This is a genomic window from Synechococcus sp. CC9616 (genome assembly GCF_000515235.1).
GTDB lineage: Bacteria > Cyanobacteriota > Cyanobacteriia > PCC-6307 > Cyanobiaceae > Parasynechococcus.
Genome location: NZ_KI911558.1, coordinates 1,924,506 through 1,941,771, shown reverse-complemented (window position 1 = coordinate 1,941,771; position 17,266 = coordinate 1,924,506). Strand labels below are relative to the sequence as shown.

The 17,266-nt window shown below is 60.3% G+C and carries 17 protein-coding genes; 5 read left to right on the top strand and 12 right to left on the bottom strand.

Annotated features, from left to right (window positions below; genetic code table 11):
- The first annotated feature begins 60 nt into the window (after nucleotides 1–60).
- Nucleotides 61–219 carry a hypothetical protein gene (locus SYN9616_RS17995; RefSeq protein ID WP_232200347.1) on the top strand — a complete coding sequence of 53 codons (159 nt, stop codon included), beginning with the start codon at nucleotides 61–63 and terminating at the stop codon, nucleotides 217–219.
- 326 nt (nucleotides 220–545) lie between these two features.
- Here SYN9616_RS17995 and SYN9616_RS0111140 read toward each other — a convergent pair whose 3' ends face one another.
- The 9 genes from SYN9616_RS0111140 to gcvT all read right to left on the bottom strand — a co-directional run bounded on the left by SYN9616_RS0111140 (nucleotide 546) and on the right by gcvT (nucleotide 12,305).
- Nucleotides 546–1,406 (bottom strand): NAD(P)-dependent oxidoreductase, encoded by an 861-nt coding sequence (locus tag SYN9616_RS0111140; RefSeq protein WP_028953151.1) that lies wholly within the window; start codon nucleotides 1,404–1,406, stop codon nucleotides 546–548.
- Nucleotides 1,407–1,434: 28 nt separating this feature from the next.
- Entirely contained in the window at nucleotides 1,435–2,049 is a 615-nt protein-coding gene (locus SYN9616_RS0111135) for a 7-carboxy-7-deazaguanine synthase QueE (RefSeq protein ID WP_028953150.1), read from the bottom strand.
- The gene (locus SYN9616_RS0111130) at nucleotides 2,046–3,680 is read right to left on the bottom strand and encodes a CTP synthase (RefSeq protein WP_028953149.1); all 1,635 of its coding nucleotides are present in this window, start codon (nucleotides 3,678–3,680) and stop codon (nucleotides 2,046–2,048) included. The genes SYN9616_RS0111135 and SYN9616_RS0111130 overlap by 4 nt, the downstream gene beginning before the upstream one ends.
- A 117-nt stretch (nucleotides 3,681–3,797) precedes the next feature.
- The gene (locus SYN9616_RS0111125) at nucleotides 3,798–4,931 is read right to left on the bottom strand and encodes an RNA polymerase sigma factor, RpoD/SigA family (RefSeq protein WP_028953148.1); all 1,134 of its coding nucleotides are present in this window, start codon (nucleotides 4,929–4,931) and stop codon (nucleotides 3,798–3,800) included.
- 139 nt (nucleotides 4,932–5,070) lie between these two features.
- On the bottom strand, nucleotides 5,071–7,245 hold the full coding sequence (locus tag SYN9616_RS0111120) for a PhoX family phosphatase (protein ID WP_051411117.1): 2,175 nt from the start codon (nucleotides 7,243–7,245) through the stop codon (nucleotides 5,071–5,073).
- 10 nt (nucleotides 7,246–7,255) lie between these two features.
- The gene (locus SYN9616_RS0111115) at nucleotides 7,256–8,212 is read right to left on the bottom strand and encodes an esterase-like activity of phytase family protein (protein ID WP_028953146.1); all 957 of its coding nucleotides are present in this window, start codon (nucleotides 8,210–8,212) and stop codon (nucleotides 7,256–7,258) included.
- Between the two features lie 83 nt (nucleotides 8,213–8,295).
- Nucleotides 8,296–10,125, bottom strand: a complete 1,830-nt coding sequence (aspS, locus tag SYN9616_RS0111110) for an aspartate--tRNA ligase (protein WP_028953145.1) — start codon at nucleotides 10,123–10,125, stop codon at nucleotides 8,296–8,298.
- A gap of 72 nt (nucleotides 10,126–10,197) precedes the next feature.
- Nucleotides 10,198–11,148 carry an AEC family transporter gene (locus SYN9616_RS0111105; protein WP_028953144.1) on the bottom strand — a complete coding sequence of 317 codons (951 nt, stop codon included), beginning with the start codon at nucleotides 11,146–11,148 and terminating at the stop codon, nucleotides 10,198–10,200.
- A 50-nt stretch (nucleotides 11,149–11,198) separates the two neighbouring features.
- Complete coding sequence (gene gcvT / locus SYN9616_RS0111100; RefSeq protein ID WP_028953143.1) at nucleotides 11,199–12,305, bottom strand: glycine cleavage system aminomethyltransferase GcvT; 1,107 nt, start codon at nucleotides 12,303–12,305, stop codon at nucleotides 11,199–11,201.
- Between the two features lie 127 nt (nucleotides 12,306–12,432).
- Here gcvT and SYN9616_RS0111095 point away from each other — a divergent pair, with 127 nt between their 5' ends.
- Nucleotides 12,433–12,651, top strand: a complete 219-nt coding sequence (locus tag SYN9616_RS0111095) for a hypothetical protein (protein ID WP_028953142.1) — start codon at nucleotides 12,433–12,435, stop codon at nucleotides 12,649–12,651.
- Nucleotides 12,652–12,766: 115 nt separating this feature from the next.
- The gene (locus SYN9616_RS0111090) at nucleotides 12,767–13,165 is read left to right on the top strand and encodes a cyclic nucleotide-binding domain-containing protein (protein WP_028953141.1); all 399 of its coding nucleotides are present in this window, start codon (nucleotides 12,767–12,769) and stop codon (nucleotides 13,163–13,165) included.
- On the opposite strand, the gene speB is transcribed toward SYN9616_RS0111090, so the two are convergent.
- The gene (gene speB, locus SYN9616_RS0111085; protein WP_028953140.1) at nucleotides 13,159–14,034 is read right to left on the bottom strand and encodes an agmatinase; all 876 of its coding nucleotides are present in this window, start codon (nucleotides 14,032–14,034) and stop codon (nucleotides 13,159–13,161) included. The genes SYN9616_RS0111090 and speB overlap by 7 nt on opposite strands.
- Nucleotides 14,031–14,873, bottom strand: coding sequence for a polyamine aminopropyltransferase (gene speE / locus SYN9616_RS0111080; protein ID WP_028953139.1), 843 nt, complete (start codon nucleotides 14,871–14,873; stop codon nucleotides 14,031–14,033). Before speE ends, speB begins: the two co-directional genes overlap by 4 nt.
- A 280-nt stretch (nucleotides 14,874–15,153) precedes the next feature.
- Here speE and arfB point away from each other — a divergent pair, with 280 nt between their 5' ends.
- Together arfB and SYN9616_RS0111070 are read left to right on the top strand one after the other, a co-directional pair.
- Nucleotides 15,154–15,588 (top strand): alternative ribosome rescue aminoacyl-tRNA hydrolase ArfB, encoded by a 435-nt coding sequence (gene arfB / locus SYN9616_RS0111075; RefSeq protein ID WP_028953138.1) that lies wholly within the window; start codon nucleotides 15,154–15,156, stop codon nucleotides 15,586–15,588.
- Between the two features lie 13 nt (nucleotides 15,589–15,601).
- Nucleotides 15,602–16,339, top strand: coding sequence for a dienelactone hydrolase family protein (locus SYN9616_RS0111070; RefSeq protein ID WP_028953137.1), 738 nt, complete (start codon nucleotides 15,602–15,604; stop codon nucleotides 16,337–16,339).
- A 119-nt stretch (nucleotides 16,340–16,458) separates the two neighbouring features.
- Here SYN9616_RS0111070 and mazG read toward each other — a convergent pair whose 3' ends face one another.
- Nucleotides 16,459–17,262 carry a nucleoside triphosphate pyrophosphohydrolase gene (gene mazG / locus SYN9616_RS0111065; protein WP_028953136.1) on the bottom strand — a complete coding sequence of 268 codons (804 nt, stop codon included), beginning with the start codon at nucleotides 17,260–17,262 and terminating at the stop codon, nucleotides 16,459–16,461.
- Between the last annotated feature and the right edge of the window lie 4 nt (nucleotides 17,263–17,266).

Here is a 17,266-nt window from a genome sequence, read left to right as displayed (position 1 = left end):
TTTCATGAACTTGAGTGAACTTGCCGTGCCAGGCTGCCAAAACCTTTACGGGTCTTCACAGTGCCGCTTCAGATTTCCTTTAGATTTCTGATTGAGCTTTCCACCGGTGTTGCGGCGCTGCTGATGGCCAGAACGTTTAAGGAAGCCTCCCTCTTGGCGGGCACGTTTCTAATCGGTCTCTCTGCTGTGGAAGCCATGCTTCATTTCATGGGCAACTGAGGTCGGTGAACCTGCCGGGCTTGATCCAGTCGAAATGCTGGGGGTCCAGATCGCGGCAACATTTTGCTGGCTTCGTTTAGTGCTTCAGGAGTAGATCGCTAGGTTTTTGGAAATGATTAATCTGACATTATCCATTGTTTGGATTTAGCGATCGATTTCTATTGTGTTGCCATCCATCATAGTTGCTTGTCGTTTCCTTGTTGGTTTAGTGTGCACTGAGCATCTTTCTATTGAGTCTCAATGCTTCGATTGATCAGTTAAATGTGCTGGAGTTGTATTCGTATTGGCTGCAGGTGGTTGTTTCAAAAATAGCTTAATGCGATTGCTCAGCTCTCGTCTTGAGCCGTCAATTCGTGCAGGGAGCAGTAATCCAGGTCATCAAGATCGCGGGCTTTGTCTTGTGCCAAAAGAGTTGACAGTCCCCTGAGTCCTTCAGGGTTCAATCCGGCATGGATGGCTTCCTGCAGGAACAGCGCCAAGTCTTTGCGAAGCAGGGCTGTGCTGAAGTTCGGGTCGCCGTAGTGCCGCTCCATCATCCGTTTCAGTTTCTTGTCGTAGGTGGGGGCGTAGAGGGCGGATGGCCGCAGGATGTTCATAAACGTCTCGACTGGTACCTCGGCCTGTTGCACGAGGCGCAACGAGATTGAAAACGCGTGGGTCATGCTGGCGATGAGTTGATTGAGAGCCAATTTGGTGGCGGCTCCGCTTCCCACGGGTCCGACGAGCATCGGTTGAGCTGACAGGAGGCCGAGCAGATCCTGATGTCGGCTGAACACTTCCGGTTCGCCGCCGGCCATCACAAGCAATGATCCGCTTAGGGCTTCTGGTCGGCTGCCCAGGACAGGCGCCTCGAGATAGGTCCCGCCCCGGCTTTTCATCAACGTCGCCAGGGTGCGGCTTTCCGTGATTCCCATCGTTCCCATCGGAATCAAGCACCGTCCCTTGAGATCACCCAGGGTCTGCACGACGTCGCTGGTCACTGGGCCGTCTTTCAGGACGGTGATGACGGCATCGCATCCTTTGCTGATCTCGCTCAGTCGTTCAATCGGCGTTGCACCGGCACGGATCAACGCGCTGATTCGTGCGGGGGTTCGGTTCCATACCTTCAGCGTCTGGCCCTGCTCCAGCAAGCGTTGGCCGATGGCGTGTCCAAGCAGGCCGGTACCGAGGAGGGCAATTGTCGTCATCGTCGATTGAGAAGCCTTGGCTTTAGTTTCAACGCACGCCCAGCCACTTGTGTGTTTGCAGGCTGAGTCGCCAGCTCGGTTGATGTCTCACGTGTGCCACCGATAACTCCCTGCCGCGATCGCTGTCCCAACCAGGCTGAAGAAGAAGTTCCGCCTGACGATCGGTCTGGTTGGCCATCTCTTCAGCGAAAGCCAGATCTTCCGGACTGTGCACCACAACCTTCAACTCATGGCAACGGCGCAGGAGTTCGGTGCGTGGAGGCCGATGGCGCTTCGGCGAGAGGGTGATCCAGTCGAACTGACCACTGAGTGGATCCACCCCACTTGTTTCCAGATGCAGCGGCCTTTGCGTTCGACCAAGGGCTGTCGTGAGAGGCCCCAGATCGTGGTGTAGCGGTTCACCTCCGGTGATCACGGTGAAACAGGCACCACCCGTCACTGCAGCCAGGGCAGCATTCGCAAGATCGTCCACGCTTTGCAGGGGATGAACGCTTTCCGGCCAGGACTGCTTGGTGTCGCACCAGCGACAACCCACGCTGCAGCCGGCAAGTCGAATGAAGAATGCACTGCGACCACTGTGATGCCCCTCCCCTTGAAGGGAGTGGAAGGTTTCCACCACCGGCAGGGTGGCGACTGAGCTCATCGCTGCGTCTGGAGAGCCTCGCTTGGGGACGCGGGCAGGCGCTGTTGCGCGGCTTCGATCAGGCCCCGGAACAGCGGATGCGGTCGTCCTGGACGTGAGAGGAATTCAGGGTGGTACTGACAGGCGGTGAAGAAGGGGTGTCCCTTCAACTCGATCAGTTCCACCAGCCGTCCATCCGGCGAGCTGCCGCTCACGACGTAACCAGACTCGAGAAACAGATTGCGGTAGGCGTTGTTGAATTCGTAGCGATGTCGGTGTCGCTCGTAGACAACTTCTTCGCCATACAGTCGATGGGCCAGGGTGCCTGAGGCGATTCGGCAGGGATACACGCCCAGTCGCATTGTGCCGCCAAGGTCCACGACGTCCTGTTGTTCAGGCAGCAGATGGATCACGGGATGGGGTGTGCCTGAATCGAGTTCAGCGCTGGTCGCTTCCGTCAGACCGGCTTGATTTTGTGCCCACTCGATCACCGCCGTCTGCATGCCCAGGCAGAGGCCAAGGAACGGGACCCGCTGCTCCCGCGCCCAACGGATTGAAGCAATCTTTCCATCCACTCCACGGTTGCCGAAGCCACCCGGAACCACCACCGCATCCATCCCCTTTAACAGAGCATCCGCACCGTCTGTTTCGATCTGCTCCGCGCAAACCCAGTGAAGATCAAGGGAGGCGTCCTGGGTCAGACAGGCATGACGCAGGGCCTCCACGACGGAGAGGTACGCGTCATTGAGCTGAATGTATTTGCCCACCAGGGCCACTTTCACCGCCGGGCCGGGGTTGCGCAATTTGTGCACCAGCTGGGCCCAGTCAGCCATGTCGCTTTCGTGGTCGGCGAGATCGAGGACATCGAGCACTTCCCGGCACAGGCCTTCCTGTTCCAGGGTGAGGGGGACGGCATAAATGCTGTCGGCATCCAGTGAGGGGATCACGGCTCGCGTCAGGACACCACAGAAGCCGCCGATCTTGCGTTTCATCTCATCGCCGATGGGACGGTCACTGCGGCACACCAGCACATCGGGTTGGATGCCAATTGAGCGCAGCTCCTTCACCGAGTGCTGGGTCGGTTTTGTTTTGAGTTCGCCGGAGGTTCCGATGAACGGCAGCAGGGTCACGTGGACGTAGGCGAGGTCATGGCGACCCACATCACCGCGGAATTCACGGATCGCTTCAAGAAAGGGGAGTGATTCGATGTCGCCGACTGTGCCGCCGATTTCCGTGATCACAACGTCGGCATTGCTGTTGGCCGCCACCCGATGGATCCGTTCACGGATCTCGCCTGTGATGTGCGGAATCACCTGGACAGTCCCGCCGTTGTAGTCGCCCCGCCGCTCCTTGTTGATCACCGCCTGATAGATGGAACCGGTGGTCACGCTGTTGAGGCGGGACATCGCCGTATCGGTGAAGCGTTCGTAGTGACCGAGATCCAGATCGGTTTCAGCGCCGTCTTCGGTGACAAACACCTCACCGTGCTGGATCGGGCTCATCGTGCCCGGATCCACATTCAGATAGGGATCCAGCTTCAGGATCGAAACGTTGTAGCCCCTCGACTTCAGCAGGCGACCAAGGCTGGCAGCCACGATGCCCTTACCAATGCTGGAGACCACACCACCGGTAATGAAGACGAATTTGGCCATGTCTTGCCGGTCGTTTCTTCAAGGTACCTGGCGTCAGCCTGGTGCTCCAGAGCTGTTGCGCTGGGTTTGGTCAGTTCGTCAGCAGGCAGGGGGGTCTGAGCGCTCAGTGTTCGCGAATCAAGAATCCAGCCCCTGGATGTAGTCGCGCACCTTGCTGCGACGTTGTGGCTGGCGCAGCTTGAGCAGGGCACGGGTTTCGATCTGACGGACCCGTTCTCGCGACAGTTTCAGCGCTTCTCCGATCTGAGCCAGCGTTTGGGGTATGTCGTCCTCCAGGCCGAAGCGGCGCCGCAGCACGGAGGCTTCCCGGCTGGTGAGTTCATCCAGCAGATGTTCAAGGTCGTTGTGGAGTTCATCGTGGGTCAGGGTCTGCTCCGGCGTGGCCTTGCCGTCCTCGATCAGATCACCGAGCTGGGTGTCCTGATCCCGGCCGACACGGGTATCCAGTGACACGGAACGCGGAACGCGGGCGAGTGTCTGGCGCACGGTCTCTTCACTGATGCCCAACTCACGGGCCAGATCAGCCATTGAGGCGATTCTGCCCTCATTGCTGGCGATGTCCTGTTGGACACGCTTGATCCGGTTGAGCTTTTCGGTGACGTGCACTGGCAGCCGGATCGTGCGGCTCTGGGTGGCGATGGCACGGGTGATGCCCTGGCGGATCCACCAGTAGGCATAGGTGCTGAAGCGGAACCCCCGGGTGGGATCGAACTTTTCCACCGCCCGTTCCAACCCGAGCGTCCCTTCCTGCACAAGGTCGAGGAGTTCCATGCCCCGCTGCTGATATTTCTTGGCCACCGCCACCACAAGCCGGAGGTTGGCTTGGATCATGTGGTCTTTTGCCCGCCGACCGTTGCGGAGGGCAATCTTCAGGTCTTTGGCCTCCAGTTGTGCCTGCTCAGCCCAGTTCTGGTATCCCACGTCGATTCGCTGCTGCAACTCCGGCAAGGGCAGTCCGGCCGCTCGAGCCCATTCCTGCTTGGTCGGCCAGTGGCTGTGCTGGTTCGCTTCGCGGCGTTGCAGTTCTTCGAGACGATGCAATTCCCCAATGGCTGCATGGCTTTCGGCCAGATCCCGTTGCTGTTGCAGCAGGGCCTCGCGGCGCTGCACTAGACGCGCCAGCGTGACCTCCTCTTCGTTGGTGAGAAGGTCGACCCGGCCAATGTCCTGGAGATACAGCCGCAGCAGATCCGTCGTGCCGCTGCTGCGGCGCTCACGGGTTCCCCCTGTCCGTCGGGGCTTACTGGGCAAAAGCTGACCGTTGTGAAGTCCAACTTCAGGGTTCCTCGCCAGAGACTGCGGTGCGACAAATGCGCTGATTACCTTCGGGATCTGTTTAAACCAGCTGATGGACTTGGGGCTCCTTCTCTATGCAGCGTGAAGCCTGGGGTTAGGCCCCCAGCAAAGGTTCACCACTGCTGCGACGGACGGCGACAACCCCTGGGCGAGGGGGCCGACCGGGGGCCTGCGCTGGCCAGTTCGATCCCAGAGGCAACTGACGCAATTGCTGAAACGCCGTGTCCTCACGATCTACCAGGTCATGGGTCTGGAACTCCTCATCGCCTTGCTTGCGCGATCCATGCACCTCACCGGGATGCTGAATTGCCAGAAACAGGGTCTTCTCCGGACGATCCAGGCAGACGCCGGTGACCTCACACTCCATCGGACCGATGGCAAAACAGGCGGCCGTTTCGTCTTGGCTACTGTCTTGGCCAATGTTTTGGCCACCGTTGCGCGGCACAAACCAGCAGCTGTTGTTGCCGAAGACATCTCCGGCTGACCCTTTCATCGAGCGATCCGTGACGATCCAGAGGTTGCCCTTGGCGTCGACGGCCACATTGTCGGGATTGGTGAACCCCAGACCACCGGCCCAGGGAGTCCCCCCCGTGACCGCCATGCGCCAGCGAAAGCCGTTCTCACCCTGATCGCTGAGACGCATCACCCAGCCATTGGGCCAGCTGGCCTGCCCCTCAGGCCCTTGAAACACCGCAGGATCAGCACCACCGGTGCTCCCCGGCGAACCGGAGGTGAAGGCAATCAACAGATCGCCACTGATTGGATCGATCTTGGTGTCTTCCGGGCGGGCGGTCGGCGTGGCCCCGATGGCGCTGGACGCCAGGTGGGCATCCACCAGGATTGCCCCCTGCATGGCATCCCCATCCCCGCGATAAAGGCTGGCCAGGGTTGGATAGCGCTTGCGGTAGGCCTGAACGGACGCATCGTCGCGGAACAACTCGGCAACGGCCTGCTGGCGATCGCTGTTGGGAAGCTCTACGGGGCAGGCGAGCTCCGCTTGATCAAACCGGCTGGGTAGGAAAGGATCCACCGCGGTGTCGGGGCGCAGCGGCAGCCAATCGCCCGTGCCATCCGCCTGGAACCGGGCCACCTGCAGCTCGCCCTCCTCCAGCAGACGGGAATTGGCCTTGTTTTTCACTTCCGTGACCGTCCTGCTGCTGACGAAGCGGTAAAGATGGCCTCCGCGTCGGTCGCAGCCTGAATACACGAGCAGGGGTTGGCCCGCTTCTGCACGCACCGCCACTGCCTCATGGCGAAACCGTCCCAGCGCCGTGTGTTTCACCGCTTGGTGATCGGGGGCATCCGGATCCACCTCCACCATCCAGCCGTACTTGTTGCCCGCCAGTCCGTAGACGTTGCCGAGTCCGTACAACTTGCTCTCAAGGCAGAGGAAAGGCCGCTGGGAGGGCGCCAAGGAACTGCCGTCGGCAAACACCGGTTCCGGAACCTGGGACTGGAAGTTCTCCTCCGCGCTGAGCACCGTGCCCCAGGGGGTGGTGCCGCCGCCGCAGTTGGCGAAAGTGCCGATCACCGCGCTGCCCAGTCCGTCGTCGTAGCCCTGACGGCTGGCCGCCTCGAACACCTTGGTGGCCGGCCCCGTGCAGCGCAGCCGTTCTGCGGGATTCTCAAGGCCGGCGATGCCATCAATGCGCCGGTCCTGGGCTGCTTTGGCACGCACCCAATGGCCCTGGCTGTCCCGTTTCAAGGTCATCACACCAACGCCGAGATCGGTCATCGCCTGATCTGCGATGGCACGGATCTGAGCCAGACGCGGGTCCGTGGCGGCCAAAGCCGTGCAATCAATCAGGCCATCGCTGGCAGCCAGCGCCCGCACCATGGCGGCGTAGGGGAGAGGTTGGCCCACCACCTCTTCGAAGCCATCCACCCAGGGTTTCGGGCTGATGTACTCGAAGTTCACCGTCATCGACGCCCGATTCGCATCGTGCTGAACGAAGCCGAGGTGATCGTTGTTGAACCCGAAGCGACTGCTGCCCAGGGCATCCCCCCATGCGGCAAGAAGATCGGAACGAACCCCCTCCGGCACGACGAGCCGGTCTTCAACAGCGATCTCGCGGTAGGTGGTCTGCTGTTCCGCGGCCGTCAGGCCATCGCTGTTCACCGGCAAGGCCACACGCACCGGCGTGAAGGGGAAGGCCTTCTTGCCGGGGACGGATCCAATGCCGTTGGAGGAATACCCCGACAACCCTTTGGCCGTGAGCAGGCCCACGCTTCCGAGGCCGAGCATGGAGAGAACAGAGCGGCGGCGCATGGTCATCGCATCAGTCGGGACAGGCGTCGGTGCGGCGAGGAGCCATCACCGCGATCCAGCTTGACTGGAGAGGGTTGAAGTTGTCGTCACTCCCCAATACCAACGTGGTGCGTCCATCGCGCAGTCGTGGGCCAACGGCCAGGGCTTCCCAGTTGTCCGGCGGCAGCCCAGCTGTGAGCAGATCCCAGCCGTGCAAAGGCTTGAGCGGCGGGGCAGCCCTGCCGTTGGGGTAGGGATACAGCAGCAGTTGGGCGGTCCAACTCAGTGGTGGTTGAAATCCGCGGAGAAGGGCCAGCAGACGTCGCTGCCGGGGCAGAGCCAGCAGGTCGGTGAGACCAGCAGTCTTGGCAAAAGGTCGGATCTGCAACGCGCCCTCATCCCGCATCGCCGCTCCCTTGCTGACGCGCGCCATCGGAACCAGTGATGGATCGTCGCTCTGTAGCAGAGGTCGCTCAGCGGCGACCAGCAGCTCGGAAGGGGCCAACGCCGTCAGGGATTCCGGCCCCTGATTGATCGCCAGACCACGCCCTGGTGCCGCCCTCCAAGATGGCGGCAGCGGCAGCACCTCCTGCTGCCGGCCTGTGTTCATATCAATTCTGATCAGCCGGGCAGTGCGATCCGGCGTGCGGCGGCCCTCGCTGGTGATCCAGGCACGGCTGCCCTCCAGCACCAGTGCCTCGCCATCAAAACCTTCCGGCAATAGTTGCCCATCCGCATCGCGAAGCAGCAGCCTTGGCCCGGGCGTCAGCGCGGTGGCCATGCCGTTGAGCAGCTGGGCCAATCCACCCCACGTCATGAGATGACCATGGGGAGCATCACTGAGCAGCCAAAGCCGGTCCGACTCCGGCTGGTAAGCGGCTGCGGAGAACCCGCCCAAGGGCAGGCCATCAGCCCCCTCCCTCGGTAAGACCACCGTGCGAATCAACTCCCATCCGGCCTCCAGAGGACAGGGAAGAGCTAGATCCATGGATCTCAGCGACTGGTGCCGAACCGTCGCATCAGACGCTGATCACTGGCAAGAACACCACCGACTCAGCCCACTCGCAGAGGTCAGTCCTCCTCGCTTGGATCCACCCAGGTGCTGGCCACATGCAGTTCCTCCAGCTGTTTGTCGGCTACGCCACCAGGGGCATTGGTCATCAGGCAGCGGGCTTGCTGGGTCTTGGGGAAGGCAATGGTGTCGCGGATGGATTCCTCTCCTGCCAGCAGCATCACCATGCGATCCACACCGAATGCCAGGCCTCCATGTGGCGGAGCGCCCACATCGAGGGCGTCCATCAGGAAACCGAACTGCTCTTGGGCCTCCTCGAGTGGCAGGCCAACGGTCTGCAACACCTGGCGCTGCAGAGCGGAGTCGTGGATGCGCAGGGATCCACCGCCGAGCTCCAGACCATTGAGAACGAGGTCGTAGGCCTGGGCCCGAGCGCCCGGCAGTGTTTCAGCCCATTGCGAGGCATCGCTGCCGAGATCCTCGGCGTTGGGAGCGCAGAAGGGGTGATGCAGCGCCTCGTAACGGTTCTCGTCGCTGTTGAACTCGAACATCGGGAAGTCCACCACCCAGAGGAAGTTCCACTGGTCGTTGTCCCGGTCGGCCTTGACCATGCCCAGCTCCTTGGCCAAGAACTGACGTACCCGGTCGAGGGCCTTGTTCACTGTTGCCGTGTCGCCGGCGCCGAACAGCAGCAGGGTGCCGGGTTCCGCGCCGGTGCGGCTGAGCAGCTCCTGCTTCTGCTCATCGCTCAGGTTGTCCTTGATGGCGCCGATCGTGTCGATTTCGCCGCCGTCGCGCACGCGGATGAAGGCCAAGCCACCGGCACCGGCTTTCTGGGCTTCACTGAACACATCGCCGCCGGGCTTGATCCGCACGTTGGAGATGGCCTCATTGCCGCCGGGTACGGCGATGCACTTCACCGATCCGCCTGCTTTCACGGCACCGCTGAACACCTTGAAGCCCATGTCCTTGACGATGTCGCTCACATTGTTGAGCTCCATGCCGTAGCGGGTGTCGGGCCGGTCGGTGCCGTAGCGGTCCATGGCGTCATGCCAGGTCATGCGGGGGAAGGGCCGCGGTAGCTCGATGCCCTTCACGGCCTTCCAGATGGCGCAGATCAATGCTTCGTTCAACTCCAGGATCTGCTCTTGATCCATGAAGCTCATTTCGATGTCCAGCTGGGTGAATTCCGGCTGGCGGTCGGCCCGCAGGTCCTCGTCGCGAAAACAGCGGGCCACCTGGTAGTAACGCTCGATGCCGCCCACCATCAGCAGCTGCTTGAACAGCTGGGGGGACTGGGGGAGGGCAAACCATTCGCCGCCGCAGACACGGCTGGGCAGCACGTAGTCGCGGGCACCTTCCGGGGTGGAGCGCGTCAGCACCGGTGTCTCCACTTCGATGAAGCTTTCCTTCTCCAGAAAACGCCTGGCTGCCTGGATGGTTTGTGCCCTGAGGCGCAGGTTGTCGTTCATGCGCTTGCGGCGCAGATCCAGATAGCGGTGGCGAAGGCGCAGCTCTTCGCGCGTGTTCTCCTCGTCATGCACCGACACGGGGAAGGGGAGATTGCCCTTCACGCTGTTGAGCACGGTGATGCCACTGGCCAGCACCTCCACGGCACCGGTGGCCAGCTTGTCGTTGAGGGATTCAGCGGGTCGCGCCCGCACCTTGCCATTCACCTGCAGCACGGTCTCACTGCGCAGGTGTTCCGCAACAGCGAAGGCTTCCGCCCCCAGGTCCGGGTCGACGGTGATCTGAACCGTGCCGCTGCGGTCGCGCAGGTCGATGAAGATCACCCCGCCATGGTCGCGGCGCCGATCCACCCAGCCGCACAGCATCACCTGATCGTCGATGTTCTGCTTGCGCAGGTCGCCGCAACCGTTGCTGCGCATGGGATGGGAAGGGCCTAGTCAGACCGGATGATCCCATGCAGCGTGGTTCCGGTGGAAGTGTTGCCGCGCCTCTCAGCTGATCACCCAGATCATCTGGCAGGCATAAATGAAGGCGGGGATCGATAGAACGGAAATCAGAATCGAGAGCAGGATGATGCCGTCGGACTCCTGCTCATAGGTGCCGTATTCGCTGGCGAGGATGTACGAGTGAAGAGCGGGCGGGCAGCTGAACAACACCACAAGAGCGGTGGCCGCGGCCGGGGGGAGTCGGAACAGAACGGCCGCACCGAGGGCGATCGCTGGCACGACCACCATTTTGGTTCCGCACATCAGTAGAACTTCCCGGTTGATGGACCGCAGGCCGATGGAATTCACGGTGAGGCCGAGGGCCACCATGCCAACGGGGACGCTTGCTTCCTTGAGGAGACCAAGCGTGAGCTCAATGGTGGAGGGAACGGTGATGTGAAGGCTGAGGACAACCAGTCCGATCAAGGTGCCAACGACCAGGGGGTTGCCCAGCGAGCTGGCGACATGACTGCCCAAACTCGAGGAGTCATCCCTCTGCTCAGGCTTGGAAGGATCCAGCAAGGCCACCGTTACTGGGACGAAGATCACCAGCGACAAGAGGGCGTTGATGGCCACAACGGCTCCGGCCTGATCTCCGGCAACGCTGAGCGAAATCGGCAATCCGATCATGATCAAATTCATCGAGGTGGTGCAGCAGGCGGCGACGGCGCCGTCCGCGACCGCGTGGCCCAACCAGAAGCGATGCACAAGAACCGTGCCCAGGTAGGTCACGGAAAACACCAGCAGGCTCGTCAAGCTGAGCCCGGCATCCAGCAGTGAATCTGCCGAACTGTTCTGGATCGCCAGGAAGAGGGCCGATGGCCCTGCCAGCCAGAGAACGAAATGCGTGAGTATTTTTTCGCTTCCCTGCTTGAAATCAAAGAAGCGACCAGCCGCCACTCCAGCCAAGGCAAGAGCGATCAGAGGAACGATCTCCTCCATCACCAGCTCAACCATTCCGCCGTTCTGGGATCTCTTGCAGTCTGATCAGTTCTTGGCTGCCTGGATCACGCCGAGCGCCTGTAAAAGGGTCGTTTCACTACGACAGCCGATGACTCACGCCCTCGGATCGCGACCTTGAGTTCCGTGCCCAGCTTGGCCAGGGCGGCCGGAACAAAGGCCAAAGCGATCGGTTCGGAGAGGGTGGGCGACCAGCTGCCACTGGTGATCGACCCGACCGTTTCGTTGTTGTGCAGTACTGGATAGTCATGCCGTGCGATGGCTCGGCCTGGCAGTTTCAGTCCAACCAGTCGTTTGTTAGGACCTTGCTCGGCAGCGATTTCGAGGGCTTTCCGGCCAATGAAGTCAGCTGGCATTTCCAGGTGCACCAGCCAGCCGAGCCCCGCTTCAAAGGGGGTGGTTGTCTCGTCCATGTCCTGTCCGTAAAGATGCATCGCCGCTTCAAGCCGCAAGGTGTCGCGGGCACCAAGTCCGCAGGGAGTCACCCCTTCTGCGAGCAGTCGCTTCCACAGCAGACGACCATCCTGCGCATTGAGCAGCATCTCCACCCCGTCTTCGCCGGTGTAGCCGGTCCGGGCGGTGAAGACGGGATGGCTGAGCCCATCGAGCCTCAGCTCTCGATGTCCGAACCGTGATACACCGCTGAGATCACTGCCGCTGAGCCGCTCCAGAAGGCTGATGGCCCCTGGCCCTTGCAGGGCCAACAAAACGCCACCGTCCTTGATGTCACTGACCGTTAGGCCAGCGGGTTCCATCTGTTCACGGATCCAGGCTGTATCACTCTCAGCGCAGGCGGCATTGATCACCAGGATCAGAGCACCTCTCTTGCTGTCGATGGCTCCAAGGTCGTAAACGATCAGATCGTCGCGGATGCCCCCCGATGCATTCAGCATCACCGTGTAACAGGCTTCGCCAGGGCCGATCCGGTGCAGGTCACTGGGCACCAGCTGCTGCAGGGCGTCTTTGGGGCTGGGACCCTCCAACCTCAGCACTCCCATGTGAGAGATGTCGAAGACCCCAATGCCTTTGCGAACGGCGGCGTGCTCCTGAACCAGCCCGCTGAACTGCACAGGCATCTCCCAGCCTGCGAATGGCACCATGCGTCCGCCGCTCTCCAGACAGAGGTCATGCAGGGGAGTGCGGAGTAATGGCATCAACAAAAGGGGAGGACGCGCAATCTTATGGAGGTCTTCAGCAAATGGAAGTGATTTGGCAGATCTGGGTTTGTGGGTCGTCCATTTCTTCAACCGTCCTTACCCTGAGCGTCCTTCCTAGTTGTTCTTGGCAAGCAGGCTCAGTTGCCGAACCTGTCAGCACTGTTCCGGAGACGCTGGTCAATCCGGATGGTGTCGCCTGAGAGATCTTGAGGTGCATGCCGAGGTCGCGGAACTCGTGGTCTGCCATCACTGGACGCCTCGCTCTCCGCAACTTCCTCGTTTAAGCGAAACCGCAACCGTTGATTTTGACCGTCAGCTGGAGCTGGATCGAGCTCTGGCGTGAATGTTGTCGTCAGCAACATTCCGCAACGGCAGGTCCATTGATCGATCTTGTGTCGTGAACAACTGTGGATCGGGATTTCCTTGATCAAGATGCTTCTTTAATTTCAGCCTCTGCATTGCGGGCTTCAACGACCAAAGCAACTCCTCTTCAGCTGTTTCTGGATCATCCCGAGGGTGACAGGCTCACGCTTCCGACCGGTTCATTTGTTTACCGACAAGGTGAACAGGTCCAGGCTGTGTATGTGGTTCAGCTCGGTTTGGTTGAACTCAGCACAGGGCTAAGAAACAGGATTCGCTACGGGCAGGGCGAATTGTTTTTTTATCGCGATTTGGTTGAAACGAGCGAATTCCACAGCTGCGATGCAAAGGCTTTGACGCCGCTGTCGTTGATTCGTCTCAATCGAGCCAGCTTCCTGACCCTGATTCATAAACATCCGACTCTGGTTCTGGATTTACTGGGGCGCCAGCATGCCCGTTTGCGGGAACAGCGCGTGGACGCCTGCCACTTCTATTGAGCGTCTGGTTGGTCCGAACCCAGAAGCAGGAGCAGGCTGCGGCAGACCTTCGCTGCGAGCACGGAACTGACGCCACTGCTGTCGAGTTGCGGTGCGAGCTCCACAACATCGGCCCCCACGAGACGATGACGTTTCAGCACGTCGACCACGTCTGCGAAATCGTGCCAGTCATATCCCCCGGGTTCCGGGGTACCGGTTCCTGGCAGCACAGAGGGATCGAACCAGTCCAGGTCAACCGTCAAATACAGCGGTCGGTCTTGCCATGGGATCAACGCGGTTTCTAATGTCTGCGCGTTTGTGATCAGACGGCCACTGCGCCGAAGTTCCAGAAATTCCTCGCGTGTGCCGCTGCGGATTGAAAGTTGCAGCAGATCACCACTGGGCAGGACATCAAGACAGCGACGCATGGCACAGGCATGGCTGTGGCGTGCTCCCAACCATGTCTCCCTGAGATCGGCATGGGCATCGAGTTGCAGCAGGACAAGGTCGGGATGCTTTGCTGCGACTGCTGCCACGGCACCGGAGCTGATCGAGTGCTCACCGCCGAGCATTAGTGGTTTGAGGCCCAGTGCCAGCACGGTCTGTGTCGCATTCAGAACCGCATCCACAACCGGTTGGGGTGCACCAAAGGGAATCTCGACCGCTCCAAGATCAGCGAAGGCGATGTCGTCTAAGTCCCGGTCGAGCTGGGGGCAGTAGCTCTCCAATCCCTGGCTCACTTCGCGGATCGCCGCAGGACCGAAACGCGTGCCCGGCCTGAAGGAGGTGGTGCCGTCATAGGGAACGCCGAACAAACCCACTCGGCAGTTGTTGGGATTCCGTTGGGCTCCCATGAAGATCTTCCCATCCGTATCGAACAGCTTCTTCATGGCTTGAGTTCTCTTTCGATGAAGGCCGGCATGGCCAGAAACGCGCCTTGCTGCCAACGCGGACTCCAGAGTTCACAGCCACCAGCAATGTGTTCGGCGCGCCAGGGATCGGGCTGTCGGTAGCGGGGGCCATCGACAGCAGCAAAGGTCCAGCTCCACATGCCGCTGGGGTACATCGGAACCCATCCGTAGAGCGGATCGGCGTGACCGAACACCTCACGGATCAAGCGCACCATCGCCACATGGACGTCACGGAATGCCTCCGGAGATTCGCTTTGGGTGGCGAACACGCCCCCTGGTCTGAGGACCCGTCGACAATGTTCAAAAAAGGCCTGGTTGAACAGCCCTTCCGCGGGACCTGCCGGGTCGGAGCCGTCGACAAGGATGACGTCGTAGCTGGCCGCTTCTGCGTTCGAGACCCAGGCGATGCCGTCGCCGATGCTCAGCTGCAGACGTGGATCATCCCAGGCGCCGCCGCCGATATCGGGCAGATGGATCCGGCTGAGCTCCACCACACGGGCGTCAATCTCAACAAGGTCCAGTTGCTTGACATCTTTGTGGCGCAGGCACTCACGGGCCGTGCCGCCATCGCCGCCACCAATCACCAACACGCGTTCGACCGCGGCTGCAGCACACAGGGCGGGATGAACCAGAGCCTCGTGATACTGCCGTTCCTGACCTTCCGCCGTCATCCAGCAGCCATCGAGCATCAGCCCCCGGCCGTAGCGCTCGCTTCTGATCACGGTGATTCGTTGGAACGGGCTGATCTCCTCGATCAAGACCTCGCCTGCCAACCCGTAACGCACGCCTTGATGTACCTCGTCGATCCAGCCGCTCATCGCGATCCGAGCCTGCACCCATCCAGCTAACTCTCTGGTGGGTCTTGACACTACATTTGGTTGTATAAGGATTGACTGGTGCTAAATGTAGTGTTTGACTGTGATTGGTGGGAGTTGCGGCGGAAGAGCGCAGCTTCACCACCTTTTTTATGAATTCAATTTGCTCGACTTGCGAACTATTTTTAATTCACAATCAAATGAGTTGCAAGCAAACGTAGTTTTGGTACAGGTGATTTAACGATTGATCATTTGTTTTTAATGAACAAGGTGAAGAGTAGATATGAATGTGGACTTGATCGTTAACGATCGTCTTGTTATTCCCGCCAGGGACCTTCGGTGGCGTTTCAGCAGGGCTTCAGGCCCTGGCGGACAGGGTGTCAACACCACGGATTCTCGTGTTGAGCTGTGGCTCGATCTGGATGCATGTTCGGACCTTGGGCCCTTCCGCCTGGCCCGGCTGAAAGAGAGGCTTGCTCCTCGCCTTCTCGATGGTCGTTTGCGAGTTGTGGCTGCGGAAGAGCGCTCCCAGTGGCGGAACCGTCAGCTGGCCATGGTTCGGCTGGCGACTCTTTTGCGTCAGGCTCTGCAGCCGCCGCCCGCTCAGCGCAAAGCCACCCGTCCTGGTCGTGGGGCAGTCAGGCGACGTCTGGAGGCCAAGAAAAAACGTGGGGATCTCAAGCGGCGCCGGCGAGATCGTCCAAGACTCGACGAGTGATTTGCCGCCTCTCATGCGGATCGAGCAGCAGACCATCGGAATGACTGTCGATGACAGCCTGATGCGAGTCCATGTGGCGAGGCCTGTTGCTGGTGGCCCCCACCCGGGTGTTTTGTTCTATTCCGATATCTATCAACTAGGCGACCCGATTCTGCGTCTGGCGAATCGCCTCGCCGGTTATGGCTTTGTGGTGGCGGCGCCAGAGATCTTTCATCGACTCGAGCCTGTGGGCACGGTGATCGAACCGGATGCGATGGGCCGTCTTCGGGGGAACGATGATGCCCGCCGTTCCGACATCGCCGCTTTTGATGCCGACGCCGTCGCCCTATTGAAGTGGTTGGCAGCGGACGGGGATGTGGATGCCGGCCGTCTTGGCGCGATGGGTTTCTGCATCGGTGGGCATCTCGCTCTTCGTGCCGCGTTCCGGGCCAACGTGAAGGCGACGGCCTGCCTGTATCCGACGGGTCTTCAGAACGGAAAACTTGGCCGCGGCGTTGCCGATTCACTGCAGCGGGTCGCTGAGATTCAAGGTGCACTGTTCACGTTGTTCGGGACGGAGGACCCGCACGTTCCTTCAGATGCCCGTGACCAGATTCTTCAGGCCTTGTCAGGCCTCCGTCATGAAACCCATCTCTATGAAGCGAATCACACCTTCATGCGTGATGACGGTTGGCGCTGGGATCCTGAGCTGGCCGATCGGGCCTGGGCTGACATGCTCAGTTTTCTGAAGCGTGAATTGTTCGACATTTGAGATGTACAGATTTGGTGTCTGAGAATTGACAGACACCACAGGTGGTGTTTTTCTAACATTGGCGCGGAATTTTCACTCCTCACGGCAGTTCCGCCGTCTTTTTCAAACGGTGTTTGTGATCATTGTTCGGGGCGCGTCCCTTCTGATCGAATCTGGGCTTTGGCCTCCTGCCAGAGAGCCTCCAATTGATTGATGCTCTTGCCTTGCAGATTTCCTCCCAGGGCTGCTTCCACCCGTGAAAAACGGTCGAGAAAGCGACGATTGGTTCCTGCCAGCCCCTCTTCCGGATCCATTCCGCACCAGCGCGCCACGTTCACAAATGTGAACAGCACATCACCGAGTTCCTCCTGGGCGTGTTGGGTGTCTCCGCTGGCGATCGCTTCCTGAAGCTCAGCCAGCTCTTCGCGCACTTTCTCCCAAACCCCATCGAGGTTGTCCCATTCGAATCCAGCTTTCGCTGCCTTTTTGGAGATGCTCATGGCTCCGGCCAAAGCGGGTTGACCGCGCACTTTTTTCGCCAGCAGATCACTGAGCGGACTCGTTGACGCAGCCTCGTTTTGCCCCTGTTCTTCTGCCTTGATGGCATCCCAGCTGCGCAGTTCACCACCGAAGACGTGCGGGTGGCGGCGTATCAACTTGGCTGTGATCCCGTCTGCTACCTGAGAGAGGTTGAAACGCTGGCTCTCGCTGGCGATCTGAGCATGCAGCACCACCTGGAGCAGGAGATCGCCGAGTTCCTCGCAGAGATGGTCGTCATCACCGTGGCGGATGGCGTCAGCAACTTCGTTGGCTTCTTCCAGGACGTAAGGCACCAGCGAACGGTGGGTCTGTTCCAAATCCCATGGACAGCCGTTCATCGGATCTCTCAGACGGGCAACAACATCGATCAGCTTCAGAAGCGCCGCACCGCTGGTTTCGTCCATGGAT

Coding starts and splice junctions, on each gene's coding strand:
- SYN9616_RS0111140 (WP_028953151.1), bottom strand. CDS start 1,406: ATGACGACAATTGCCCTCCTCGGTACCGGCCTGCTTGGACACGCCATC.
- SYN9616_RS0111135 (WP_028953150.1), bottom strand. CDS start 2,049: ATGAGCTCAGTCGCCACCCTGCCGGTGGTGGAAACCTTCCACTCCCTT.
- SYN9616_RS0111130 (WP_028953149.1), bottom strand. CDS start 3,680: ATGGCCAAATTCGTCTTCATTACCGGTGGTGTGGTCTCCAGCATTGGT.
- SYN9616_RS0111120 (WP_051411117.1), bottom strand. CDS start 7,245: ATGCGCCGCCGCTCTGTTCTCTCCATGCTCGGCCTCGGAAGCGTGGGC.
- SYN9616_RS0111115 (WP_028953146.1), bottom strand. CDS start 8,212: ATGGATCTAGCTCTTCCCTGTCCTCTGGAGGCCGGATGGGAGTTGATT.
- aspS (WP_028953145.1), bottom strand. CDS start 10,125: ATGCGCAGCAACGGTTGCGGCGACCTGCGCAAGCAGAACATCGACGAT.
- SYN9616_RS0111105 (WP_028953144.1), bottom strand. CDS start 11,148: ATGGTTGAGCTGGTGATGGAGGAGATCGTTCCTCTGATCGCTCTTGCC.
- gcvT (WP_028953143.1), bottom strand. CDS start 12,305: ATGCCATTACTCCGCACTCCCCTGCATGACCTCTGTCTGGAGAGCGGC.
- speB (WP_028953140.1), bottom strand. CDS start 14,034: ATGAAGAAGCTGTTCGATACGGATGGGAAGATCTTCATGGGAGCCCAA.
- speE (WP_028953139.1), bottom strand. CDS start 14,873: ATGAGCGGCTGGATCGACGAGGTACATCAAGGCGTGCGTTACGGGTTG.
- arfB (WP_028953138.1), top strand. CDS start 15,154: ATGAATGTGGACTTGATCGTTAACGATCGTCTTGTTATTCCCGCCAGG.
- SYN9616_RS0111070 (WP_028953137.1), top strand. CDS start 15,602: ATGCGGATCGAGCAGCAGACCATCGGAATGACTGTCGATGACAGCCTG.
- mazG (WP_028953136.1), bottom strand. CDS start 17,262: ATGGACGAAACCAGCGGTGCGGCGCTTCTGAAGCTGATCGATGTTGTT.